Raw genomic sequence first — 21,443 nt, 5'->3', positions numbered from 1 at the left:
ACAATACGGCTTTTTACCAAAAATTTTAGAAAAATCTGCTATACTTTTAGTTTAAAAAATTAAATTCCATTTAGATTTAAGTGAATATCTCATTAGAAATAAACCTAAATAATAGAGGAAAAAATGAAAGATTGGTTTGTGCCTTCTATTAGTTTTGGATTGTTTATTTATTTTATGCTTTTTGTGATTTTATATGCAATAAAAATTGGCGGCTCTGATGTTCCATTATACAATACCGATGGATATATAGCTCCACCAAAAACCGATACAGAGAAATTTTTACAAGATATTTCAAAAAGTATTAAAAAAGCACTTTAGTTTTTTTAAAAATAGTCGATTTATGCGATATAAATTTTAAGAAAGGGAAAATATGATTAGCCATTTAATGAGCAATTCCGCCTTTTCTAGCGCCATTAATCAAGCAAACAATAAAAACACCGCACAGATTAATGGGGCTAAAAATGAACAGGTTGAAGAAAAACAAAAAAACTCACAAGTAAAAACAAATGCTTCTTCATCGAGAGTAGAAGAAATCAAAAATGCCATCAAAAATGGCACTTATCAAATTAATTTAAAGGGGAGTGCAGAGAAATTGGCACAAGAATTGCTTAGATAGAAATAATTTCAAATTTTAGGAGTTATTCTATGTCTTTGCAATTCTTAAAAGATGCGTTAGAAGATATTAAAGCTTTAATCGCTATTACTGAACAAGATATTTCTGATATCAAAGTAGCAAATAATGAATCCATTTTTGCAAGAATCCCACAAAAAGAAGAACTTACAAGCTCTTTTATCCGCAAAAAAGAAGCCTATGCAAAAAGTATAGAAGATAGACTACGCAAAGAATATCCAAATGCCACACTTGCTGACTTAACTTATGAGGACAAGCAAAAGCTTTTGGGAGAAGGTGCGAGTGAATTTACTGCCCAACTTCATGACAAACTTGAAGAACTAAAAAAACTAAACTACCGCTTTGGCAAAATGTCTTTGGCAGTTTCTGAATTTTACAATTCACTTTTAAGGAATATTATCCCTATTGAACAACAAGGATACAAAAAAAGCTCCTTAAGCAATTCTTCCTTTCTTAAAACCGAAGTATAAATAGCAAGGAAAAATTATGGGTGGATTACTTTCTTCTTTAAACACGCCTTATACCGGATTAACCGGGCATCAAGTAATGATAGATACAGTAAGCAACAACATTGCTAATGCCAACAATGAATTTTATACACGACAAGTAGTAAGAAGTGCAGCACAAACTCCCCTTTTGGTTTCTTCAAACTATGCTATTGGACAAGGGCTTGATACTTTGACTGTAGAGAGGGTGCATGATGAATTTACTTTTTCTCGCTACAAAAAAGCAAGTATGGAAAAAACTTATTATGATACAAGTTTTTCCGGGCTTAAAGAAGCTTCCTCTTATTATCCAGAAGTAGATGGGGTTGGTATTTATAACGATTTGCAAAACTACTTTAATGCTTGGAAAGATTTATCAACCAAAGCTGGTGATTCTGCACAAAAAATCGCACTTGCAGAACAAGCCTCTACACTTGCAAATAATATTTCAGCCACAAGAGAACGCTTAGTTAATCTCCAACAACGTCTTAATGATGAACTCAAAGTAGCTGTTGATGAAGTCAATCGCTTGGGAGAACAAATAGCACAGATTAACAAAAAAATTGCAGAATACGAAAATCAACAACTTAATCAAAAAGCAAATGATTTGCGGGATTTAAGAGATCAATATGAATTTGAAATTAACAATCTCATTGGTTGTGATGTTTTCAAAGAAGGACTTAAAGGAAGTGCGTGCGTAGATGAAAACATTGCTGATTTTGAAGAAGGATACACCCTCACTATTGGTGGAAAATCTATTGTAGATGGCACTTCATTTCACCCGCTTACTCTTGATAATTCCCAAAATGAAAGTGGAATTTATTCTATTAAATACCTAAGAAGCGACCACAAAGAATTCAATCTCACAAATTCACTCACCGATGGAAAAGTAGGTGCAATTTTAGATTTAATTCGCACAGAAGATGTCTTAACCTGCAATGGAACTTTAGGCAAACTACAAGTCTATATCAATGACTTAGATACCTTTGCTAATGGCTTAATTGAAGCTACTAATAATATTTATGCACAAAGCTCTCAATTAGAAGCAAGAAGTGATGTTTTAAATATCAATATCCAAGATGCACTCACAACAAGTGGCTACAATATCAACAATGGCAGCTTTAAAGTGGTTATGTATAATAAACAAGGCGAAGAGATAGGCACAAGAACAGTCAATATTGATGGGCTAACTAATATGCAAAGTATCCTAGACCAACTAAATGCCAATGTTGATGACAACGGCGATGCAAATGCAAGTAATGACTTTGATGATAGGTTTGTAGCAACTTTCAACAATGATACAAAAACCTTTGCTATTACTTCTAAGAATCCTGCCGAAGAGATTTACATTTCTATCCAAGATAATGGGACAAATTTCGCTGGAGCATTTGGGGTGAATCGATTCTTTGATGGTAATGATGCAAGCAATATTCAACTTGCACAATCTTACAAAAATGATCCAACCTTAATCCACGCATATAGAGAAGCAGTAGATGGCAATTTTGAAGTGGCAAATATGATGCAACAACTTCAATATGACAAAATCACTTTTACTGATTCTGAAGGCAATATACAAAATGAAACTATTAGTGGATATTTCCGCTTTATTGCTAGCAAAGTCGCCTCACAAACAGAAAGCACTCAAATCACACAAGAAACCAAAGAAGCAGTATATGTCTCTATCAAACAAGAATACAAAGCGATTTCAGAGGTTTCAGTAGATGATGAATTAGTCAATCTCATTAAATACCAAAGTGGTTATAGTGCTAATGCCAAAATGGTCTCTACAATCGATGAAATGCTAAATACACTACTTGGAATCAAAAGCTAGATGAGTCCTAATTGCCCTATCCTATAAAGCGCAAAATCATACTTGATAGGGTCTTTTGGATTTAATCCCCTCAAAAACTCGCTTGCTTCTAAAGCAGCTTTTAAATCATAACTTTTTCTTTTTAAGATTCCCAATCTTTGGCATACCCTAAAAGTATGAGTATCTAATGGCAAAATCAAATCACTCGTTCTAATCCCTTCCCACATTCCCAAATCCACAGAATCTTTCCTAACCATCCAACGCAAAAACATATTCCACCGCTTCAAAGGGGAATTGCTTTGAGGTTTGCCAATTAAAAACTCCAAACCCGAAGTTGTTCTACTAAGTTTTTGGTATAACAAATATTGCAAAGATTCAATGCCTTTTAATAGAGAATCTTTTTTGTAATGCTTATAAAAAATCCCATAAAGAGATTCAACCTCCAAAAGCACTTCAAAAAAATCTTGTATCTCATCTCTTGTTTGGAAACGATAGGGCTTAAGTGTGCATTGAGTAAATTGCGATTCTTGAAGACAATCTAGTTTGCAAGCTTCTAAAAACCTCACAATCGCCCTTGCATTGCCATAAGCAAATAAAGCACAAAAAAGTGCGACTTTTTCATTCTTAAATTTTCTTGCAATGCCTAATGGGTCGGGATAGTCAATAGAAATAGCATGGTAATGGTTAAAGGCTTCATATTGCTCTTCTAAAAGATGATAGAGAAACTTTTTAGAAAGACTTTTGGGCAGTTTGATGGGTGAGTGCATTTTTATCAAAAAAGGAAATTATAACCAAAGAAAAATCCTGTATTAGAAGTTTCACTCAAATCCAAATTTGTGCCTGTTGGTGTATCATTGATAATAACGCTGCTACTTTCATCGCCAAAATCTAATCGCCTTGATTGAATGCCAAATTCTAATTCACCAAACCTCGTTTCATAAATCGCCCCAGCTTTTACTCCATAAGTTAGCCCGGTATAATCCAATTTTCCCATCGCACTATCATTGATGACAAAACTTCCAGAATCAAAGCTACCAAACGCAATTCCAGCATTTACACCAAGCAAAAGACGCCATTTTTGGGTGTTTGGTATTCTTGGAGTGAAGGCATACCCCAAAGTCAAACTGCGATAAGAAAAGCCATTTTTCTTCAAAGTATTTTCAAAATTTACAAGGATTCTATGATTTTGACTTAATAAATATCCCATTTGCAAACCAAAACCAAATGGCTTTTCGCTCAAATCGTGATTTTGTGAGGCAAAACCTGAAATATTCAAATTAGCATCTGATTCTACTTTATTAAAAGTCCCATACACCCCAAGCAAACGATTGCGTCGCTCTTCATAAAGTGGATGATAAGAAGCTTGCGGGGAAGAAGCTGTATTTTGATAGGCTTCATAACCAAAAAACAGATTAACAAACAACGCCAAAAAAAATACAATTTTCATCACTTTATCCCCCTTTTAATTTTTAAAACCTCTAGCAAAAATGATTCCAAAATATCCTCACTCTACAATATCCAATTTTCTCGCTACAAAACCAAGTGTAATACCCTGCAAAAGCACAGAAATAAACACCATAAAAAACACCATATTAAAAATCATATGAGAATTTGTTAGTTTATACGCATAAGGATAAGTTGCCAAAATAATAGGCACCGCCCCTCTCAAACCAACCCACGAAATAAAAGCTTTTTCTTTGAAATTATATCTACTCTTAACCAATGAAGCAAATACGCTAATAGGACGAGCAATAAATATCAATACAAAAGAAAGTATCAAAGCCTGTATTGCAACACTAGGAAGCTCTGATGGAAAAACAAGCAATCCTAATACTAAAAACACAATAATCTGCATCATCCAAGCAATGGCATCATGGAATGAAATGATATGTGCTTTATTAGGGAAGGCAAATTTGTTTGTAACAATTCCAGCAATATAAATGCTTAAATAGCCATTCCCATTTAAAAGCGAAGAAAGTCCAAAAATCATAAAAAGCCATGCCACACTAATAAGTGGATAAAGCCCAGCTTGAGAAATATTAATGTATTGACAAATTTTAGGGAAAAGATACCCACAAATAATTCCAAGCAAACCTCCAATTGCAAATTGCATTACAAAATACAACAACCACTCACTCATTGAATTTGCCTCTGGCATAGTAATAAGCTGCAAAACAACAATGGTTAAGAAAATCGCCATAGGATCATTACTTCCAGATTCTAATTCCAAAAGCGGTCGAATATTATTTTTTAATTTAATTTTTTGAGAACGCAAAATCATAAAAACCGCTGCTGCATCGGTAGAAGAAACAACAGAACCCAAAAGCAAAGATTCCAAAAAAGTAAAATCCAAAATCACATAAATAAAACACGCCATCACAAATGCAGTGATTAAAACTCCAATAGTTGCAAGCACAAACCCTTGTAATGCTACTGGCTTAACCTCTTCCCAAAAAGTATCCAAACCTCCACTATATAAAATAAAAATTAAAGCCATAGTGCCGATTGCTTGAGTTAATAATGCGTTATCAAATTCGATTCCACCAATCCCTTCACTTCCTAGAAGCATTCCAATCCCAAGAAATATAAGCAATAAAGGAATTCCAATTTTTTCTGAAATTTTACTTGCATAAACACTAATAAATAAAATTACTCCGATAATAACAATGTAGAAATTAAAATTTGCAACGATTTGGGCAATTGTCATTCCATATTCCTTGAGATTAAATTTTTACACGCGACTGCAAAGCTCGTATAATAGAAAGCTGGTCGATATTTTCTAAACTCACTCCTGTTGGCACCCCCTGTGCAATTTTGGTAAATTGCAAATCCAAATGGCTAAGTTTATCCTCCAAATACAGCATCAAACTATCACTACTCAAAGAAGGACTTAATGCAAAAATAATTTCCCTAATATTATTTTTGATGATTTTCCTTTCTAACGCTTTCATATCCAAAGTTTCTAAGGAAGTAATCACGAAATATTTACCATTAAACTCTCCGCTTTCTTCAAGCAAAAAAATCTCTTTGGGGCTTGCGATAATGCAAAGCTCACCATTATTTCGCATAGAATTAGAACAAATCTCACAAATTGGCTCTTTGCTAATCCCAAAGCATTCTTCACAAATCCGCAATTCTTGCATACAAGATTCAATATTGTGAGCAATTTGCAAAGCACTTAATTTATCTTCAAAAGCCAAAAAATAAGCAAGACGCATGGCGGATTTTTTTCCGATGCTTGGAAGCTTTTCTAAAGATTCTACAAGTTTTGCAAAACTTTCTGGAATAGATTTCATTAAAATGCCTTGGATTTTATTTGGATATTTTTACAAACTGCTTTTAGTTGATTCTATCTAAGGATTATTTAATAACTAATAAAAGTATTATTAGATACAATAAAGATAAAAAACAATCAATTTATAGGAGCTTTTTTTGGAAGAATTTGACTATTATGAAATATTAGAATTACAACGCAATGCAAGTGGAGATGAAATCAAAAAAGCCTACCGCAAAATGGCTTTAAAATATCACCCAGATAGGAATCCAGACGACAAAGAAGCAGAAGAAATGTTTAAAAAAGTCAATGAAGCCTATCAAATTTTAAGCGACAAAGAAAAACGACAAATCTATGATACTTATGGCAAAAAAGGCTTAGAGAGTAGTGGCTTTGGCTTTGGTGATATGGAAGGTAGTATTTTTGATATTTTTAATTCTGTTTTTGGTGGAGGATTTGGCGGATTTGGACAAAGAACCAAAAAGAATGAAAAATATTCGCGTGATTTGGGCATAGAGGTAGAATTAACTTTCCAAGAAGCGGTATTTGGCTGCAAAAAAGAAATAGAAATTATTTATAAAAAATCTTGTGAATCTTGCAAAGGAACGGGTGCTAAGGAAGGCAAAGTAGCTACTTGTAGTGCCTGCAAAGGAAGTGGAAGAGAAACTTTCTCACAAGGCTTTATGACTTTTGCACAAACTTGCTCTAAATGCCATGGTAGCGGACAAATGATAGCAGAAAACTGCGATAAATGCCACGGCAAAGGCTACAAAGAGGAAAAAGAAAAGTTTGAAGTAAATATCCCTGAAGGTGTAGATAGCCACAATCAAATCCGCGTAGCAAAGCATGGAAATATTATGCCAGATGGAACAAGGGGAGATTTATACATTGAAATCTTTGTGCAAGAAGATGAACATTTTATTCGCCATCACAATGATATTTACCTAGAAATTCCTGTATTTTTCACGCTTGTAATGCTTGGAGGGACAATCAAGATTCCAGCCCTCACAAAAGAATTAGAGCTAAAAATTCCAATAGGTGTCAAAGATAAACAACAATTTGTTTTTCATGGTGAAGGTGTAAAAAGTGTCAATGGCAACAAAAGAGGCAATTTCATCGCTGTTGTTAATATCACCTATCCAACTAAACTTGATGAAAAACAAAAAACACTCCTTAATCAACTACACGAATCTTTTGGGTATGAAGAGGCAAAGCCCATTAATTGCCTAGAAGGATTGGTCGATAAAATCAAAAATTGGTTCAAATAATCCAAAAATAGGGGGAAATTGATTTGGAATCAATAAAAAAATCTCTAATTATTATTGCAATTGATATTCTTATCTTTGCACTTTTATATACTTTTTTGCCCTTTGAGAGAAATGCAAACATCGGGATTTGCATTTTGATTTTTGTGGGGATTTTGTGGATTACAGAGGCTACCCATACTGCCATTACTGCATTGTGCGTGCCCTTTTTGGCAGTAATCTTTGGCTTAGAAAATACCTCTAGCGCATTAAAAACTTTTGCCAATCCGGTGATATTCCTGTTTTTTGGAGGTTTTGCGATTGCTAGTGCATTGCATATTCAAGCACTAGATCGTTTCATTGCAAATTATCTCATTTACTTAGCAAAAGGTAAAATGAGCTTAGCTATTATCCTGCTCTTTTGCGTTACTGCCCTTCTTTCAATGTGGATTAGCAACACTGCCACTGCTGCTATTATGCTGCCTTTGGCACTTGGTATTCTATCTAATCTCAAAATAGACAAAGACCGCAATACTTTTGTGTTTGTGCTTTTGGGTGTGGCATATAGTGCAAGTATCGGAGGCTTTGGAACTTTGGTTGGAAGCCCACCAAATGCGATTGCAGCTGCATATTTGCAAATGAACTTTTTTGATTGGATGAAGCTTGGAATACCATTTATGCTAATTATGTTACCTAGCTGCATTATTATTTTATATTTACTTTTGAAGCCTAATTTAAACACTCAATTTAGCATAGAATTAGAAAACACACAATGGAATCACAAAAAAACCATTACCCTAATCATTTTTGCCCTCACTGCACTTGCATGGATATTGAGTGCAAAAATCAGTTCTCTTTTGGGGGGCATTGATGATTTAGACACCATTATTGCCCTTGCTTGTGCAATTGCTATTGGGGTTACCAAAGTAGCCACTTGGAAAGATATTCAAAACAATACAGATTGGGGTGTTTTGTGGCTTTTTGGTGGGGGATTAGCTTTGAGTGCGATTTTAAAAGATTCTGGAGCTAGTGCGGTTTTGGCAAATGGTGTAGCACAAATCTTTGGTAATAGCCATTGGCTAATTATCATTATCGTAGTAGCTTTTTTTATCATTACCCTAACCGAATTTACAAGCAACACAGCAAGTGCTGCTCTACTTGTGCCGATTTTTGGAGTAGTTGGCGAAGCTATTGGAATGCCAGAACATATCTTGCCGCTTGTAATTGGATTTGGTGCAAGTTGTGCCTTTATGCTACCTGTGGCAACTCCACCTAATGCAATTGTGTATGGAACAGGCTATGTCAAACAAATAGAAATGATGAAATATGGCGTATGGGTTAATTTATTTTCGATTGTTTTAATTACGATATTTGCTTCTTTGGTTTGGTGATTTAAGAAACTTTTTACGCATTATTTGAAAGAATAAAAGCAATGCAGATTCAAGAATGGAAAAACCCATTCTTGATTACATAACACTCAAAACGCCCAAAACAATGCTTACAAGACAACCTGCCAAAATCGTCCCATATTGAATATTTCTATTTTTCTTAGAGTTAAAAAGAGTAATCATCAATCCAGAGAGGTAAAGCAAAACCATTGTAATACCAAAACCAATGGCTAAAACATTAAAATACCATTTAGCTTTTGCCTTGTGCAACATAATCATATCCCCAATCAAAGAACGCTTAGTAGTGTTAATAGTCCATTGATTCTCCCCACTTTGTGCGATACTTGCAGAATAATGTGTGCCACCAATACTCAATGCACCACTCTTATTAGGTTTTGGCTCTGTTTTTGCAGGTAGAGGCAAATTATTGTCTTCTAAATACTTCAACATTGCATCAATTTCTCCACCCTTAGGAATCTCCGCATTTAGTATGTAAGTGTTTTTGGTTGCTCCGCTATCTTGGTCAAATCCACTAATATATAAAACACCCGTGAGTGCATACATCAAAGCAACCGGCAAGAAAAACAAGCTAAGATAAATGTGAAGATTGCGAAATTGTTTTGTCATCAAAAACTCCTTTATAAAAACAAAATTGAAGGTTTGAATTATATTTAAAAAATGTGAATATAATGTTAAGTAAAAATAATCTTTTATTTGATAGAATCCAAAAACCCTTAAAATAATAGGAAAACTTATGCGTTATTTATTATTCTTGTTTTTATTAAACTTCTCTCTTTTTGCGGCTGATACTTATAGCAATAATGCATTTGCTATCAATGGGGAAGTAAAATACAAAAATTTCAAGCATTTTGACTATGTCAATCCTAATGCCCAAAAAGGTGGGCATATCAAAGAATATGCAATCGGGACTTTTGATAGCTTTTATGACTTTTTGCTAAAAGGCACGAGTGCGCAAGGTTTGCATCTTATCTATGATACTTTAATGGTGCGTTCTTATGATGAGCCAAGCAGTCAATATGGATTAGTAGCCAAACAAATCCAAAGAGCAAAAGACAATACTTTTGTAATCTTCCATTTAAACGAAAATGCCCGTTTTCATGATGGCAAGGAAATTACCGCCTTTGATGTAGAATTTAGCTTTAACACTCTTGCTAGAGGGGAAAATCCCTCTATGGCACGCTATTATGCTGACATCAAAGAAGCTATTGTGGTTGATAAATATACCATTCGCTTTAATTTCAAAGATTCCAACAATCGCGAATTAGCCCTGATTTTAGGGGATTTACCAATTCTTCCCAAACATTATTATGAAGGGATAGATTTTCATTCAAACTCACTTAGAATCCCACTAGGAAGCGGTCCATATAAACTTGAATCATTTGATGCTGGACGCAGTGTTACCTACAAAAGAGTAGAAAATTACTGGGCAAAGGATCACCCCACACGCATTGGACATTTCAATTTTGATAGAATCACCTTTGAATATTACAAAGATGATTCAGTGGCACTAGAAGCATTTAAAGCCGGAAAATATGATTATAGACAAGAGATGAGTGCGAAAAATTGGGCTTTGGGCTATGAAGGCAAAGCGCTTAAAGAAGGTGAGATTATCAAGCAAGAAATTTTGCACTCTCTCTCTAGCGGAATGCAAGGCTTTGTTTTTAATCTACGCAAGGATTTCTTCAAAGATATTAAAACAAGGGAAGCTTTGGGACTTGCTTTTGATTTTGAATGGAGCAATAAGAATCTTTTTTACAATCAATATTCAAGAACTAAAAGCTTTTTTGACAATTCAGAATTTGCAAGCGTTGGAGTGCCTTTGGGCGAAGAATTAAAACTTCTAGAATCTTTTAAAAGCAATCTCCCTCCAAAACTCTTCACACAAAGCTTTGAACTACCTACAACCACAGGAAATGGTAGCAATAGAGAAAATCTCAAAAAAGCACAAAACCTACTCAAAGAAGCAGGATACACAATGAAAAATGGGAAGCTTTATAATCCAAACAATCAACCTTTTGTCTTTGAGCTTTTATTGGTTTCCCCAGCTATGCAAAGAGTGGCTGTTCCTTTTGCCAAAAATTTGCAATCTCTTGGAATTGAAATGAAAATTCGCCTTGTAGATGTTAGTCAATACATTAACCGCTTAAGGACTTTTGATTATGATATGATTGTGGCGGTTTTCCCTCAAAGTCTCTCACCGGGAAATGAACAAAGATTCTTTTGGGGATCAAGTGCCGCCAAAGCCGAGGGAAGCTATAATTATGCAGGCATAGAAAATCCTGTGGTAGATTCTTTGATTGAAAAAGTAATCAATGCTAAAAACTATCAAGAATTACTCATAACAACAAGAGCGCTTGATAGAGTACTTTTGTGGAATTATTATGTAATCCCTCATTTTCACACCAAAACCTTTAGGGTAGCTTTTTGGAATTTTTTAGAACATCCCAAAATTACCCCCATTTACAATGTTGGTTTTGAAACTTGGTGGGTTAATGAAGAAAAACTTTTGAAACTTCAAGAAAAATATCCTTCATTTAGACGCTAAGGAAGTTTTGTGGGAGCTTATATTTTCAAACGCCTCTTATTGATTATCCCAACTCTTCTTGGCATTATTACTTTAAATTTTTTCATTATCCAAGCAGCACCGGGAGGTCCGGTAGAGCAAATGATAGCCAAACTAGAATCACACAATCTACAAGGTGAAGTTTCTAGTGGAAGCACTTATAAAAATCAAGGTTTAGATGAGGCAACTATTGCTAAGATCAATGCACTTTATGGTTTTGACAAACCTCTTTTGGAGCGTTATTTTTTGATGTTAAAAAATTATATTGTTTTTGATTTTGGAGATAGCTTTTATAAAAATACCTCTGTTGTCAATCTCATCTTAGAAAAACTTCCGATTTCTATTTCCCTTGGACTTTGGAGCACTTTACTAATCTATCTTATTTCAATTCCACTTGGCATCAAAAAAGCCATCTGCAATGGCACCCCCTTTGACAATCTTACAAGCACACTGATTATCATAGGCAATGCCATTCCCACTTTCCTCTTTGCTTTGATTTTAATCATCTTTTTTGCAGGAGGCACTTATTTTAGCTGGTTTCCTTTGCGAGGAATTGTAGGCGATAATTTTGAATCGCTTTCTTTGATGGAGAAAATCAAAGACTATTTTTGGCACATTACTTTGCCTGTCATTTCACTAAGCATTGGTGGCTTTGCAACCTTAACATTGCTTGCTAAAAACTCTTTTTTAGAAGAAATTTCCAAACAATATGTTAAACTCGCCTTTGCCAAAGGTTTGAGCGAAAAACAAGTCCTTTATCGCCATATTTTCCGCAATGCAATGTTGCTGATTATCTCTTCTATTCCTGCTGCTTTATTAGGAATTTTTCTTATGGGCTCTTTATTGATAGAAATTATCTTTTCATTAGATGGTTTAGGATTATTAGGCTATGAAGCCATTATCACTCGTGATTATCCTGTAATTTTTGGGACTTTGTATATTTTTACACTTTTTGGATTGATTGCAACTCTAATTAGCGATTTGCTTTATACTTTAATTGATCCAAGAATCCATTTTCAAAAGGCATAATATGGGATTTTTCACAACTCGACATTACACAGCCTTCAAAAAAAACAAAAAAGCATTTTATTCTTTATGGATATTTTTGGGTATTTTTCTTGTTAGTTTAAGTGCGGAATTTATCGCCAATGACAAACCTTTGTATATACGCTATGACAACAAAAATTATTTTCCTATTTTCAAAAACTATCCAGAAACTACTTTTGGCGGAGATTTTGAAAGTGATGCAAACTACAACGATCCTTATTTGCAAGATTTAATCCGTCAAAAAGGCTTTTTTATTATGCCTCTTATCCCTTATTCTTATGATACTATTATCTACAACCTACCCTCTCCCGCCCCTACTCCACCTACTCTATCTAATTGGCTAGGGACAGATGATTTGGGAAGAGACATTGTAGCACGCCTACTTTATGGCTTACAAACTTCTATCCTCTTTGCGATTATTTTGACTTTTTTTAGTTCTATAATTGGATTTTTAGTTGGAGCAATTTGTGGGTATTTTGGAGGCAAGGTAGATTTATTTGGACAGAGGCTTATAGAAATATGGAGCGGAATGCCGATTTTATTTATTCTTATTATTTTTGCAAGCTTATTGCAACCAACATTTTGGACAATCCTTTTGATTGTTCTACTTTTTTCTTGGATTGCACTCGTGCCTTTTATAAGGGCTGAATTTTTAAAAGTGAGGAATTTAGAATACATTAAAGCAGCAAAAATGCTTGGGGTTGGTCATTGGCGAATCATCTTCTATCACATTTTGCCAAACGCCCTTATAGCAATGCTAACTTATCTACCTTTTATTTTATGTGGAAGCATTACCACTCTAGCATCTTTAGATTTTCTTGGGCTTGGATTGCCTCCACCTAGTGCAAGTTTGGGTGAGATTCTCTCTCAAGGCAAAAACAACCTTAATGCTCCTTGGCTTGGGTTGAGTGGATTTTTTACTTTAAGTATTTTGCTTTGTTTGTTAGTTTTTATTGGTGAGGGCTTAAGAGATGCCCTAAGGAGTGAAAATGACAATTCTTAAAGTAGAATCTCTAAGCTTAAAACTTGCAAATTTCTGCCTTGAAAATATTTCTTTTGAATTACCAAAAGGCGAGATTCTAGGAATTGTTGGAGAATCAGGAAGCGGAAAATCTATGCTTGGTAATGCTATTTTGCAACTTCTTCCAAATATCCAACACCAAAGCGGAACAATTGATTTTCTAGGGCAAAATCTCTTAAATTTCTCCCAAAAGCAAATGCAAAAAATTCGCGGCAAAGAAATTAGCTACATTTTTCAAGAACCACTTAGTGCATTAAATCCTCTACACAAAATCAAAAAACAAATCACTGAGGCTATTTTAATCCACAACCCCACTTGCCCCAAAGATACGCTCCAAAAACGAATTTTAGAACTGCTAGAAAATGTTTCTCTTCCCCCAAAAGTGCTTGATTCTTATCCACATGAACTAAGCGGGGGACAAAGACAGCGAATCTGTATCGCCATTGCCCTTGCAAATTCTCCAAAAATCCTTATTGCCGATGAACCAACCACCGCTTTAGATTCCACAACCCAACAGCAAATCCTTGAACTTTTGCAATTCTTACAAAAAAAACTCCACTTAAGTATTTTATTTATTAGCCACGACCTCTTGGCTGTCTCTAAGCTCTGCAAAAAAATCCTTGTCCTAAAAAAGGGCAAGATTATAGAAAGCGGGGATACAAGCTCTATTTTTAATAGCCCCAAAAATCCTTATACTAAGCTTTTAGTAGAATCGCTAACCTTCCATTACAACACACAAAAAAATTTTGGCAAAACAATTATGGAAGTGGAAAATCTTGGGGTATCTTACATTGTCAAAAAAAATTTTTGGGGTAAAGCATTAGAAAAATTTGAAGCCCTAAAACCCCTTAGTTTTCAACTCAAAGAAGGCGAAAATTTAGGCATTATTGGTGAATCTGGCAGCGGCAAAACTTCTCTAGGGAATGCCATTTGCCGCTTAATAGAATCTAATGGCACAATTAAGCTCTTAGGACAAGATTTTTTTAGCCTCAAAGGAGAATCTTTGAGAGATTTTAGAAAGAATATTCAAATGATTTTTCAAGATCCTTTTAGCTCACTCAACCCCAAAATGACAATTTATCAGATTCTAAAAGAAGGACTATTAGCCCACAAGATTCCAAACTATCAAACAAAAATCACTCAAGCTCTTTTAGATGTCAGCTTAGATGAAAGCTTCTTAGAACGCTATCCAAATGAGTTAAGCGGAGGACAAAGACAACGAATAAGCATTGCTAGAAGCCTCGTCCTAAAACCCAAAATTTTATTGCTTGATGAGCCCACAAGCGCATTAGACAAAAATACGCAAAAACAAATTTTGGAATTGCTTTTGAGACTTGCTAAACAATACCATTTAAGCTATATTTGCATTAGCCACGATTTAAGCGTGATTGCAAGTTTATGTCAAAGTGTAATTGTCCTAAAAAAGGGAGAAATTTTAGAAAGAGGCAATACTCAAGAAGTTTTTGCAAATCCTAAAAATGCTTATGTCAAAAAACTTTTGGAGGCAAGTGGAATTTGAAACAAAAATTGATTAAAAAAATTTTCATTATAGGACTAATATCCAGCCTTGCTGTGCTGCATCTTTATTCTTTTGTTTTCACACCCATAACCCAACGCGTTATTCTAAAAAATATTTATGCACCCGCTGTATTTAGCGTATATTCCAAAGATAATGGAATGCTATATTGTCAGCTCTATGGAGTGGCATCAGCAAGTAAAGATTTCAAAAGAGATTGCCAAATCACGCCAAAAGCCATTAAAGAAATGCGACATTTTGCAATGAATTATGTAAGAAATAAAATTTTTTTGGAGCAACAATACACCATACATTACCAAAATGGTTGGTGCTTTTTGCAAAATGGAGGAAATCTCTTTAATGAAGAAATTATCAAAGATGGATATGGGGTGGTGCAATATTTTGACACTAGCCAGCCAGAAATAATTGAAAAACTAGAAATTTTAGAAAATCTTGCAAGAAGTCAAAAAAGGGGCTTATGGAAAGAATGGAATCAAGAAATGGAATGCCTCAAAAGCACTCTAAGGCAAATTGCACAAGAATCCCAAAAATAGGAATTTTACTTTAGCTCTCCCCAATTCTCGCCTATGCTAATAGTGCATTTTAAAGGGACTTTCAAAGTTGTGATATTTTCCATAATCTTTGCAATTTCCTCGGATTCTTTTTTTGCTATCTCTTTGGGTGCTTCAAAAATCAGCTCATCATGCACTTGCAATAATAGCTTAGATTCCAAATTAGCCTTTGTAATAGCATTCATTGCCATTTTAATAATATCTGCTGCACTCCCTTGAAAAATCGCATTGATTCCTTCCCTCAAAAAAGCCGCTTTTTGATACTCTTGCACTCCCTCAAAATCAAATTTCCTCATTCTTCCAAGCAATGTTTTAGAATATCCATTCTCCAAAATAAACTCTTCTTGATTCTTCAAAAACTCCTTAACTGTCGGGAATGAAGTAAAATAATTTTGGATATAAGTTTTTGCCTCTTGAAAAGTAATTTTCAATGTTTCTGAAAGCTTTTTTGGACCCATTCCATAAATCAAACCAAAATTGATACTTTTTGCAATTGCGCGTTTTTCTTGTGCCATATCTTCACCAAAAATCTTTTTGGCAGTTTCCAAATGAATATCTGCATCTTTCAAAAAAGCTTCAATCATGGCTTCATCTTCTGAAAAATGCGCCAAAAGACGCAATTCAATTTGCGAGTAATCTAGGCTAACAAGAAGGTGATTTTCTTTTGCGATAAATCCCCTTCTTATGCGTCTCCCTTGTGCTGTTTTGACTGGAATATTTTGTAAATTTGGATTTTTAGAGCTCAAACGCCCAGTGCTTGTTCCTGTTTGCATAAAAGAAGTGTAAATTCTATGTTGCAAATCTGCTTTTGCATGCTCGCTCAAAGGCTCAATGTAAGTGCTATAAAGCTTAAAAAATTCCCTATATTCAAGAATCTTTGGAATAATTGGATGCATATCATAAAGCGAATTTAAAACCGATTCAGAGGTGCTAAAACCAGATTTTGTTTTTTTGCCCGCTTGCAAATTAAGCTCTTCAAAAAGTATCGTTGCAAGCTGTTGAGGCGAATTGAGATTAAATCGCTTGTTAGCTAAAGCAAAAATTTCTTCAGAGATTTGATGCAATCTCTCTCTTGATTCCAAAATCAATTCTTGAAAAAACTCCAAATCAATCTTAATGCCTATCAATTCCATATTCATTAAACTTTGGATAAACGGAAATTCTACATTTTTAGCAATCTCCATCAACCTTTCATCCACTAATCCCTTAAGCTTAAAATACAACTGGTAACAAGCCGCTGCATCTTCACTTGCATATTCGCAAGCATATTGAATCAAAATTTGAGAAAAATTTTCTTTTTTATGCACAATATCCTTATAATGTATCATCTCATGATTAAAATATTTTTTCATCAAAAAATCCAAATTGCACAATGCGTCACTTTGCAAAAGCCACGCCAAAAGCATACTATCTCGGATTTTGGAAAAATCTTGCAAAACAAAATCAAAATTAGTCTTTAAAATTTCAAGATCGTATTTAAGATTATGCCCAATCACATATTTACAGCCAAAAATATATTCAATAAATTCTTTAGCACACTCATAACTAACCTGCTCTTCAACCCCCAAATAATTGTGAGCAATAGGGACATAATAAGAATCCACTCCATTGACACTAAAAGAAAATCCAACAATCTTTGCACTCCTTACTTCCAAAGAAGTCGTTTCAGTATCAAAAGAAAAAATATCCTCTGGCGTAAATGTGGATAAAAGTTCTCTTAATTTTTCATCAGTATTAATCAAATGGGATTTATAAATAAATTGTTTTTCTTGTGTATTCTCTTGCATACTCTGTTTTTGGACTATTTTCTTTTTGGTAATGGGATTTTTATGGAGTTTTTTTAAAATGCTATTTAAATCATAGTGTTTTAGCGAATCTAAAATATTCAACAATGGGCAATCTTGAGGCATTTCACATTTACTCAAATCAAAATCTTCCAATAAATCATCTCTCAATCGCACAAGCTCTCTACTGCGATAGGCATCTTCTTTGGAAGCAAGCAACAATTCTCTTATGCGTTTTTGCGGGATTTTTTCAATGTTTTCATAGATTCCATCTAAAGTTTGATAAGCCCCCAATAAACTCGCTGCACCTTTTGCACCCACGCCTTTGACACCCGGGACATTATCGACACTATCTCCAACGATGCTTTGATAATCCACAAACTGGCTAGGACTAACCCCATATTTTTCTATACATTCCTCTTCCCTAATCTCCTCTTTTTTGGAAGGATTAAACAAAAAGGTATCTCTATCAATAAGCTGATAAAGATCTTTATCGTGGCTAATAATTCTTACATTAACTTTTAATTGATTAGCTTGTTTATTGATAGAGGCAATCACATCATCTGCCTCATATCCTTCAATGCTAATATTTTTAAACCCCATATCTTCAACCCATTTAATCGCCACTTCAAGTTGGAGCTTCAAATCTTGTGGCATTTCTGGACGATTTGCCTTATAAAGAGGATCAATTTGTTTGCGGAAATTTTCGCCTTTGGAATCCAAGGCAAAAACCAAATAATCCTTAGGATAATCTCTATGAAGTTGCATAATTAGCTTTGCAAATCCTGTCAAAAGACCAGTGGGAAACCCCTCATGATTTTTGAGTGGCGGTAATGCAAAATAACTGCGAAATAAAAATCCAAAAGTATCAATAATCGTTAAAGTTCTCATATTTCTCCAAAAAGTAATTATCCTTTGATTTGCAAACGCTTTTTCTTAATGTAAATATTGATAGATTCAACCCCCAAAGAAAATGCCATAGCAAAATAAATATAACCTTTGGAAATATGAAACTCTAAGCCCTCAGCCACCAAAGTAACTCCCACCAAAATCAAAAAGGCTAATGCCAAAATCTTTATAGTAGGATTCTCATCTACAAATTCTGAAATGCTTTTGCTTGCTATCATCATTACGCCAACAGCAACAATTACCGCAATCATCATAATCTCGATATTGCTTACCATACCAACGGCTGTAATTACAGAATCCAATGAAAATACAATATCTAAAATAGCAATTTGAATAAGCACACTAAAAAACCCTCTCTTTGCGCCCTCTTTTAGTATATCTTCATCGCTTTTTTCCCCAGCATTATCAATATCATGATGAATCTCTAATGTGGATTTTGCTATCAAAAACAATCCCCCCAAAATCAAAATAATATCTCGTCCAGAAATCTCTTGAGAAAACACACTAAATAATGGGGTAGTTAGTTTCATAATCCAAAACAAAGAAAGCAACAACAATAACCGCGTAATCATTGCCAAACTCAAACCAAAGATTCTAGCTTTCTGTCTTTGTTCTTTTGGAAGCCTACCAACCAAAATTGCAATAAAAATAATATTGTCAATCCCAAGCACTATTTCTAGCCCAATTAAAGTCGCTAAGGCTATCCACATCTCCGCACTAAAAATCCATTCAAACATTTACTATTCCTTTATTAATTTTATGATGCAAAATCAAACTTCCAAAGCTTTTGTTGAGTTCTAAATAACTTTTCTTAAGTTATTCTTCGCTCAACAAACAAATGCTACATTAAAATTTTGGGCGTTATTATACTCAATGTTTTCTAAATTTTTAAATTTCACAAAAGCATTAATTAGCACTCAAAAATAAGTTTTAGATACTCTATACTTTTCTAAATCTCAAATTATATGCCATTATTGTTTTATAATCTAATTTTACAAAACTACAAAATCAAGCTTTCTCTGCTACCAATCTTCATGGCAACAAAAGTCAAAGTCATACAAAAACCAAATCACTGGCATTTTGGACAAACACCAAGCAAAGCTATAGAAGTATCCTTGACTTTATAATGAGTTTGCTCTTCACATTCTTTTTTAAGTCTTTCAATAGAATTATCAAAATGTATATCCATAATACTTCCGCATTTCTCGCAAATAAGATGTATATGAGGTTGTTTGACAAGCTCATAGCGTTGTTTTTGGTTGGGAAGTTTAACTTCATCGACAATATGAGCCTCTTGCATAGAAGTAAGATTTTTATAAATTGTTGCTAGGGAAATTGAAGGATGAATCTCTTTGATATTTTCATAAATTTCTTCAATACTAATATGCCCACTTTTTTTGATTTCTTTCAAAATTGCAACGCGTTGTGGAGTGATTTTTAAATTATTTTGCTTCAAAACTTCTTCAAACATCAATAAATTCCTTTAAATATTTTAACTCCCAAAAACTATAAGAGCCTCTAAACACTCAAGATTCTATACATTTTTCAAAACAGAAGCTCCTATAATTATTTTAGGATAACTTTTATTAATTAAATTTTTATTTTACAATAAAATATTTTTTTGTCAATAAAATTATTTCTTTAAATGAATTAAAATTTTGCTGTTTTCTAAAATACGCAAACCTAATCCATCAAAGCAAACAAAACTTTAAATATAGCCCAAAATTGTCTTATTTGATAAAAGTTTTTATTGTATTTAAAGTTAAAATTTTATAGAATCTAAGCCAAAAAATTTTATAAAATTTACCAATTTGATTTCTTAAGGATAAAAACTTGTTTGGTGCAATTACAGAAAGTTTTCAAAGTGCGATTAACAAAATTCGCTTTCAAGATGATGAAAAAGCCCTAAAAAGAGCATTAGATGAATTAAAAAAAACTCTTTTAAAATCCGATGTTCATTACAAAGTTCTAAAATCTCTTTTAGAAGAAATAGAACAAAAAACAAAATTAGCCGGAATTGGAAAGGAAAATTTTTTAAACGCATTAAAAGAATCTTTAACACATATCTTAACCGCACCGGGAAATTATGGTTTTATTTTTGCTCCCAAACCCCCAACAATTGTCCTAATGGCTGGTTTGCAAGGAAGTGGTAAAACCACAACCACAGCAAAACTAGCAAACTACCTCAAAAACAAACAAAAGAAAGTTTTGCTAGCTGCGTGTGATTTGCAAAGATTAGCGGCAGTTGAGCAGCTTAGACAATTAAGTTTGCAAGTAGAAGTGGATTTTTTCTATGAAGAAAATAAAAGCCCTATTGAAATTGCAATAGCCGCTAAAGAAAAGGCTATTTCTGGGCTTTATGATGTATTAATTGTGGATAGTGCAGGACGCTTGGCTATTGATGAAGATTTAATGCAAGAGTTACAAGGGATTAAAGATTCTATCCAACCTAATGAAATTTTTTATGTTGTAGATAGCCTAAGCGGGCAAGATGGTGTGAAAAGTGCTGCGATTTTCCATGAAAAAATGGATTTAAGCGGAGTAATTTTAAGCAAATTTGATGGAGATAGCAAAGGCGGAATCGCTCTTTCTATCGCACATCAACTCGGAATTCCATTGCGTTTTATTGGGGTAGGAGAGAAGATTCCTGATTTGGAAGTTTTTATCCCCCAAAGAATCGTTGGAAGACTTATGGGGGCTGGAGATATTCATTCACTAGCCGAAAAAACAGCAGCGATTATCAGTGAAAAAGAAGCAAAAGATATTTCCAAAAAAATCAAAAAGGGTAAATTCACCTTCAATGATTTTCTAGCACAAATGGACAATATCAAAAAAATTGGCTCTATGCAATCTATCATTTCAATGCTTCCGGGGCTTGGAAATATGGCTGGTGCTTTAAAAGATGTTGATTTGGACAATTCCAAAGAAATCAAACAAATAAGAGCAATGGTAAATTCAATGACGCCCAAAGAGAGAGAAAATCCCGATTTATTAAATGGTAGTCGCAAAAAACGCATAGCACTTGGAGCTGGGGTTGATGTAAGTGATGTGAATCGATTCTTAAAACAATTTGAAAATGCCGCAAAAATGGCAAAAAGATTCTCATCAAAAGGCGGAATGAGCGACCTAATGGCTTTGATGAAAGATGCTAGAATGGGAGGTTTAAAGAGATAATCTT

General features: G+C 34.1%; 20 protein-coding genes. 12 read left to right on the top strand and 8 right to left on the bottom strand.

What is annotated here, in order from left to right:
• Nucleotides 1-123: 123 nt before the first annotated feature.
• Genes EL247_RS01705 through flgK form a run of 4 tightly spaced genes read left to right on the top strand, consistent with a single transcriptional unit; the run spans nt 124 to nt 2,947 of the window.
• A complete protein-coding gene (locus EL247_RS01705; protein WP_005023426.1) occupies nt 124-318 on the top strand; it encodes a hypothetical protein in 195 nt (64 codons plus the stop codon).
• A gap of 52 nt (nt 319-370) precedes the next feature.
• Nucleotides 371-616 (top strand): flagellar biosynthesis anti-sigma factor FlgM, encoded by a 246-nt coding sequence (locus tag EL247_RS01700; RefSeq protein ID WP_005023428.1) that lies wholly within the window; start codon nt 371-373, stop codon nt 614-616.
• A 29-nt stretch (nt 617-645) separates the two neighbouring features.
• Entirely contained in the window at nt 646-1,101 is a 456-nt protein-coding gene (locus tag EL247_RS01695; protein ID WP_054195808.1) for a hypothetical protein, read from the top strand.
• A 16-nt stretch (nt 1,102-1,117) separates the two neighbouring features.
• Nucleotides 1,118-2,947: a flagellar hook-associated protein FlgK gene (gene flgK, locus EL247_RS01690; protein WP_104745892.1), complete on the top strand. Its 1,830-nt coding sequence runs from the start codon at nt 1,118-1,120 to the stop codon at nt 2,945-2,947.
• Here flgK and EL247_RS01685 read toward each other — a convergent pair.
• From EL247_RS01685 to recR, 4 genes are read right to left on the bottom strand one after another with little or no spacing between them, the layout of a single operon-like run.
• Nucleotides 2,944-3,693 (bottom strand): TIGR02757 family protein, encoded by a 750-nt coding sequence (locus tag EL247_RS01685; protein ID WP_065826635.1) that lies wholly within the window; start codon nt 3,691-3,693, stop codon nt 2,944-2,946. The genes flgK and EL247_RS01685 overlap by 4 nt on opposite strands.
• 5 nt (nt 3,694-3,698) lie before the next feature.
• Nucleotides 3,699-4,373, bottom strand: coding sequence for a hypothetical protein (locus tag EL247_RS01680; RefSeq protein ID WP_060661902.1), 675 nt, complete (start codon nt 4,371-4,373; stop codon nt 3,699-3,701).
• Nucleotides 4,374-4,430: 57 nt separating this feature from the next.
• On the bottom strand, nt 4,431-5,633 hold the full coding sequence (locus EL247_RS01675) for a potassium/proton antiporter (protein WP_005023437.1): 1,203 nt from the start codon (nt 5,631-5,633) through the stop codon (nt 4,431-4,433).
• Between the two features lie 16 nt (nt 5,634-5,649).
• A complete protein-coding gene (gene recR, locus EL247_RS01670) occupies nt 5,650-6,222 on the bottom strand; it encodes a recombination mediator RecR (RefSeq protein WP_005023439.1) in 573 nt (190 codons plus the stop codon).
• Nucleotides 6,223-6,358: 136 nt separating this feature from the next.
• On the opposite strand from recR, the gene dnaJ reads away from it, so the two are divergent.
• The gene (gene dnaJ, locus EL247_RS01665) at nt 6,359-7,468 is read left to right on the top strand and encodes a molecular chaperone DnaJ (protein WP_104745893.1); all 1,110 of its coding nucleotides are present in this window, start codon (nt 6,359-6,361) and stop codon (nt 7,466-7,468) included.
• A 23-nt stretch (nt 7,469-7,491) separates the two neighbouring features.
• On the top strand, nt 7,492-8,835 hold the full coding sequence (locus tag EL247_RS01660) for an SLC13 family permease (protein ID WP_104745894.1): 1,344 nt from the start codon (nt 7,492-7,494) through the stop codon (nt 8,833-8,835).
• A gap of 75 nt (nt 8,836-8,910) precedes the next feature.
• On the opposite strand, the gene EL247_RS01655 is transcribed toward EL247_RS01660, so the two are convergent.
• On the bottom strand, nt 8,911-9,459 hold the full coding sequence (locus EL247_RS01655) for a hypothetical protein (protein WP_054198626.1): 549 nt from the start codon (nt 9,457-9,459) through the stop codon (nt 8,911-8,913).
• Between the two features lie 127 nt (nt 9,460-9,586).
• Between EL247_RS01655 and EL247_RS01650 the strand changes: the two genes are divergently transcribed.
• Genes EL247_RS01650 through EL247_RS01630 form a run of 5 tightly spaced genes read left to right on the top strand, consistent with a single transcriptional unit; the run spans nt 9,587 to nt 15,554 of the window.
• Nucleotides 9,587-11,398, top strand: coding sequence for an extracellular solute-binding protein (locus EL247_RS01650; RefSeq protein ID WP_065829675.1), 1,812 nt, complete (start codon nt 9,587-9,589; stop codon nt 11,396-11,398).
• A 9-nt stretch (nt 11,399-11,407) separates the two neighbouring features.
• Nucleotides 11,408-12,445, top strand: coding sequence for a microcin C ABC transporter permease YejB (locus EL247_RS01645; protein WP_060663424.1), 1,038 nt, complete (start codon nt 11,408-11,410; stop codon nt 12,443-12,445).
• A 1-nt stretch (nt 12,446) separates the two neighbouring features.
• A complete protein-coding gene (locus EL247_RS01640; RefSeq protein WP_054195815.1) occupies nt 12,447-13,466 on the top strand; it encodes an ABC transporter permease in 1,020 nt (339 codons plus the stop codon).
• Entirely contained in the window at nt 13,453-15,003 is a 1,551-nt protein-coding gene (locus EL247_RS01635; protein WP_104745895.1) for a dipeptide ABC transporter ATP-binding protein, read from the top strand. The genes EL247_RS01640 and EL247_RS01635 overlap by 14 nt, the downstream gene beginning before the upstream one ends.
• On the top strand, nt 15,000-15,554 hold the full coding sequence (locus EL247_RS01630) for a thermonuclease family protein (RefSeq protein WP_166666954.1): 555 nt from the start codon (nt 15,000-15,002) through the stop codon (nt 15,552-15,554). Before EL247_RS01635 ends, EL247_RS01630 begins: the two co-directional genes overlap by 4 nt.
• 5 nt (nt 15,555-15,559) lie before the next feature.
• Here the strand turns inward: EL247_RS01630 and polA are convergent, their stop codons facing one another.
• The 3 genes from polA to EL247_RS01615 all read right to left on the bottom strand — a co-directional run bounded on the left by polA (nt 15,560) and on the right by EL247_RS01615 (nt 19,736).
• Nucleotides 15,560-18,247, bottom strand: coding sequence for a DNA polymerase I (polA, locus tag EL247_RS01625; protein WP_060663426.1), 2,688 nt, complete (start codon nt 18,245-18,247; stop codon nt 15,560-15,562).
• A 17-nt stretch (nt 18,248-18,264) separates the two neighbouring features.
• Nucleotides 18,265-19,002, bottom strand: a complete 738-nt coding sequence (locus EL247_RS01620) for a TerC family protein (RefSeq protein ID WP_005023460.1) — start codon at nt 19,000-19,002, stop codon at nt 18,265-18,267.
• Nucleotides 19,003-19,334: 332 nt separating this feature from the next.
• Complete coding sequence (locus EL247_RS01615) at nt 19,335-19,736, bottom strand: Fur family transcriptional regulator (protein ID WP_040500202.1); 402 nt, start codon at nt 19,734-19,736, stop codon at nt 19,335-19,337.
• Between the two features lie 362 nt (nt 19,737-20,098).
• Here EL247_RS01615 and ffh point away from each other — a divergent pair, with 362 nt between their 5' ends.
• Nucleotides 20,099-21,439 carry a signal recognition particle protein gene (ffh, locus tag EL247_RS01610; RefSeq protein WP_005023469.1) on the top strand — a complete coding sequence of 447 codons (1,341 nt, stop codon included), beginning with the start codon at nt 20,099-20,101 and terminating at the stop codon, nt 21,437-21,439.
• The last annotated feature ends 4 nt before the right edge of the window (nt 21,440-21,443 follow it).

The sequence above is a fragment of the Helicobacter pullorum genome (genome assembly GCF_900638355.1).
In the GTDB taxonomy this organism is placed as follows: domain Bacteria; phylum Campylobacterota; class Campylobacteria; order Campylobacterales; family Helicobacteraceae; genus Helicobacter_D; species Helicobacter_D pullorum.
The sequence above is the reverse complement of the archived record's forward strand: the minus strand, read 5'-3'. Positions and strand labels throughout refer to the sequence as shown.

Excerpts from the sequence above, each read along its gene's own strand:
- EL247_RS01705 (WP_005023426.1), top strand. The coding sequence starts at position 124 with ATGAAAGATTGGTTTGTGCCTTCTATTAGTTTTGGATTGTTTATTTAT.
- EL247_RS01700 (WP_005023428.1), top strand. The coding sequence starts at position 371 with ATGATTAGCCATTTAATGAGCAATTCCGCCTTTTCTAGCGCCATTAAT.
- EL247_RS01695 (WP_054195808.1), top strand. The coding sequence starts at position 646 with ATGTCTTTGCAATTCTTAAAAGATGCGTTAGAAGATATTAAAGCTTTA.
- flgK (WP_104745892.1), top strand. The coding sequence starts at position 1,118 with ATGGGTGGATTACTTTCTTCTTTAAACACGCCTTATACCGGATTAACC.
- EL247_RS01685 (WP_065826635.1), bottom strand. The coding sequence starts at position 3,693 with ATGCACTCACCCATCAAACTGCCCAAAAGTCTTTCTAAAAAGTTTCTC.
- EL247_RS01680 (WP_060661902.1), bottom strand. The coding sequence starts at position 4,373 with ATGAAAATTGTATTTTTTTTGGCGTTGTTTGTTAATCTGTTTTTTGGT.
- EL247_RS01675 (WP_005023437.1), bottom strand. The coding sequence starts at position 5,633 with ATGACAATTGCCCAAATCGTTGCAAATTTTAATTTCTACATTGTTATT.
- recR (WP_005023439.1), bottom strand. The coding sequence starts at position 6,222 with ATGAAATCTATTCCAGAAAGTTTTGCAAAACTTGTAGAATCTTTAGAA.
- EL247_RS01655 (WP_054198626.1), bottom strand. The coding sequence starts at position 9,459 with ATGACAAAACAATTTCGCAATCTTCACATTTATCTTAGCTTGTTTTTC.
- EL247_RS01650 (WP_065829675.1), top strand. The coding sequence starts at position 9,587 with ATGCGTTATTTATTATTCTTGTTTTTATTAAACTTCTCTCTTTTTGCG.
- EL247_RS01640 (WP_054195815.1), top strand. The coding sequence starts at position 12,447 with ATGGGATTTTTCACAACTCGACATTACACAGCCTTCAAAAAAAACAAA.
- EL247_RS01635 (WP_104745895.1), top strand. The coding sequence starts at position 13,453 with ATGACAATTCTTAAAGTAGAATCTCTAAGCTTAAAACTTGCAAATTTC.
- polA (WP_060663426.1), bottom strand. The coding sequence starts at position 18,247 with ATGAGAACTTTAACGATTATTGATACTTTTGGATTTTTATTTCGCAGT.
- EL247_RS01620 (WP_005023460.1), bottom strand. The coding sequence starts at position 19,002 with ATGTTTGAATGGATTTTTAGTGCGGAGATGTGGATAGCCTTAGCGACT.
- EL247_RS01615 (WP_040500202.1), bottom strand. The coding sequence starts at position 19,736 with ATGTTTGAAGAAGTTTTGAAGCAAAATAATTTAAAAATCACTCCACAA.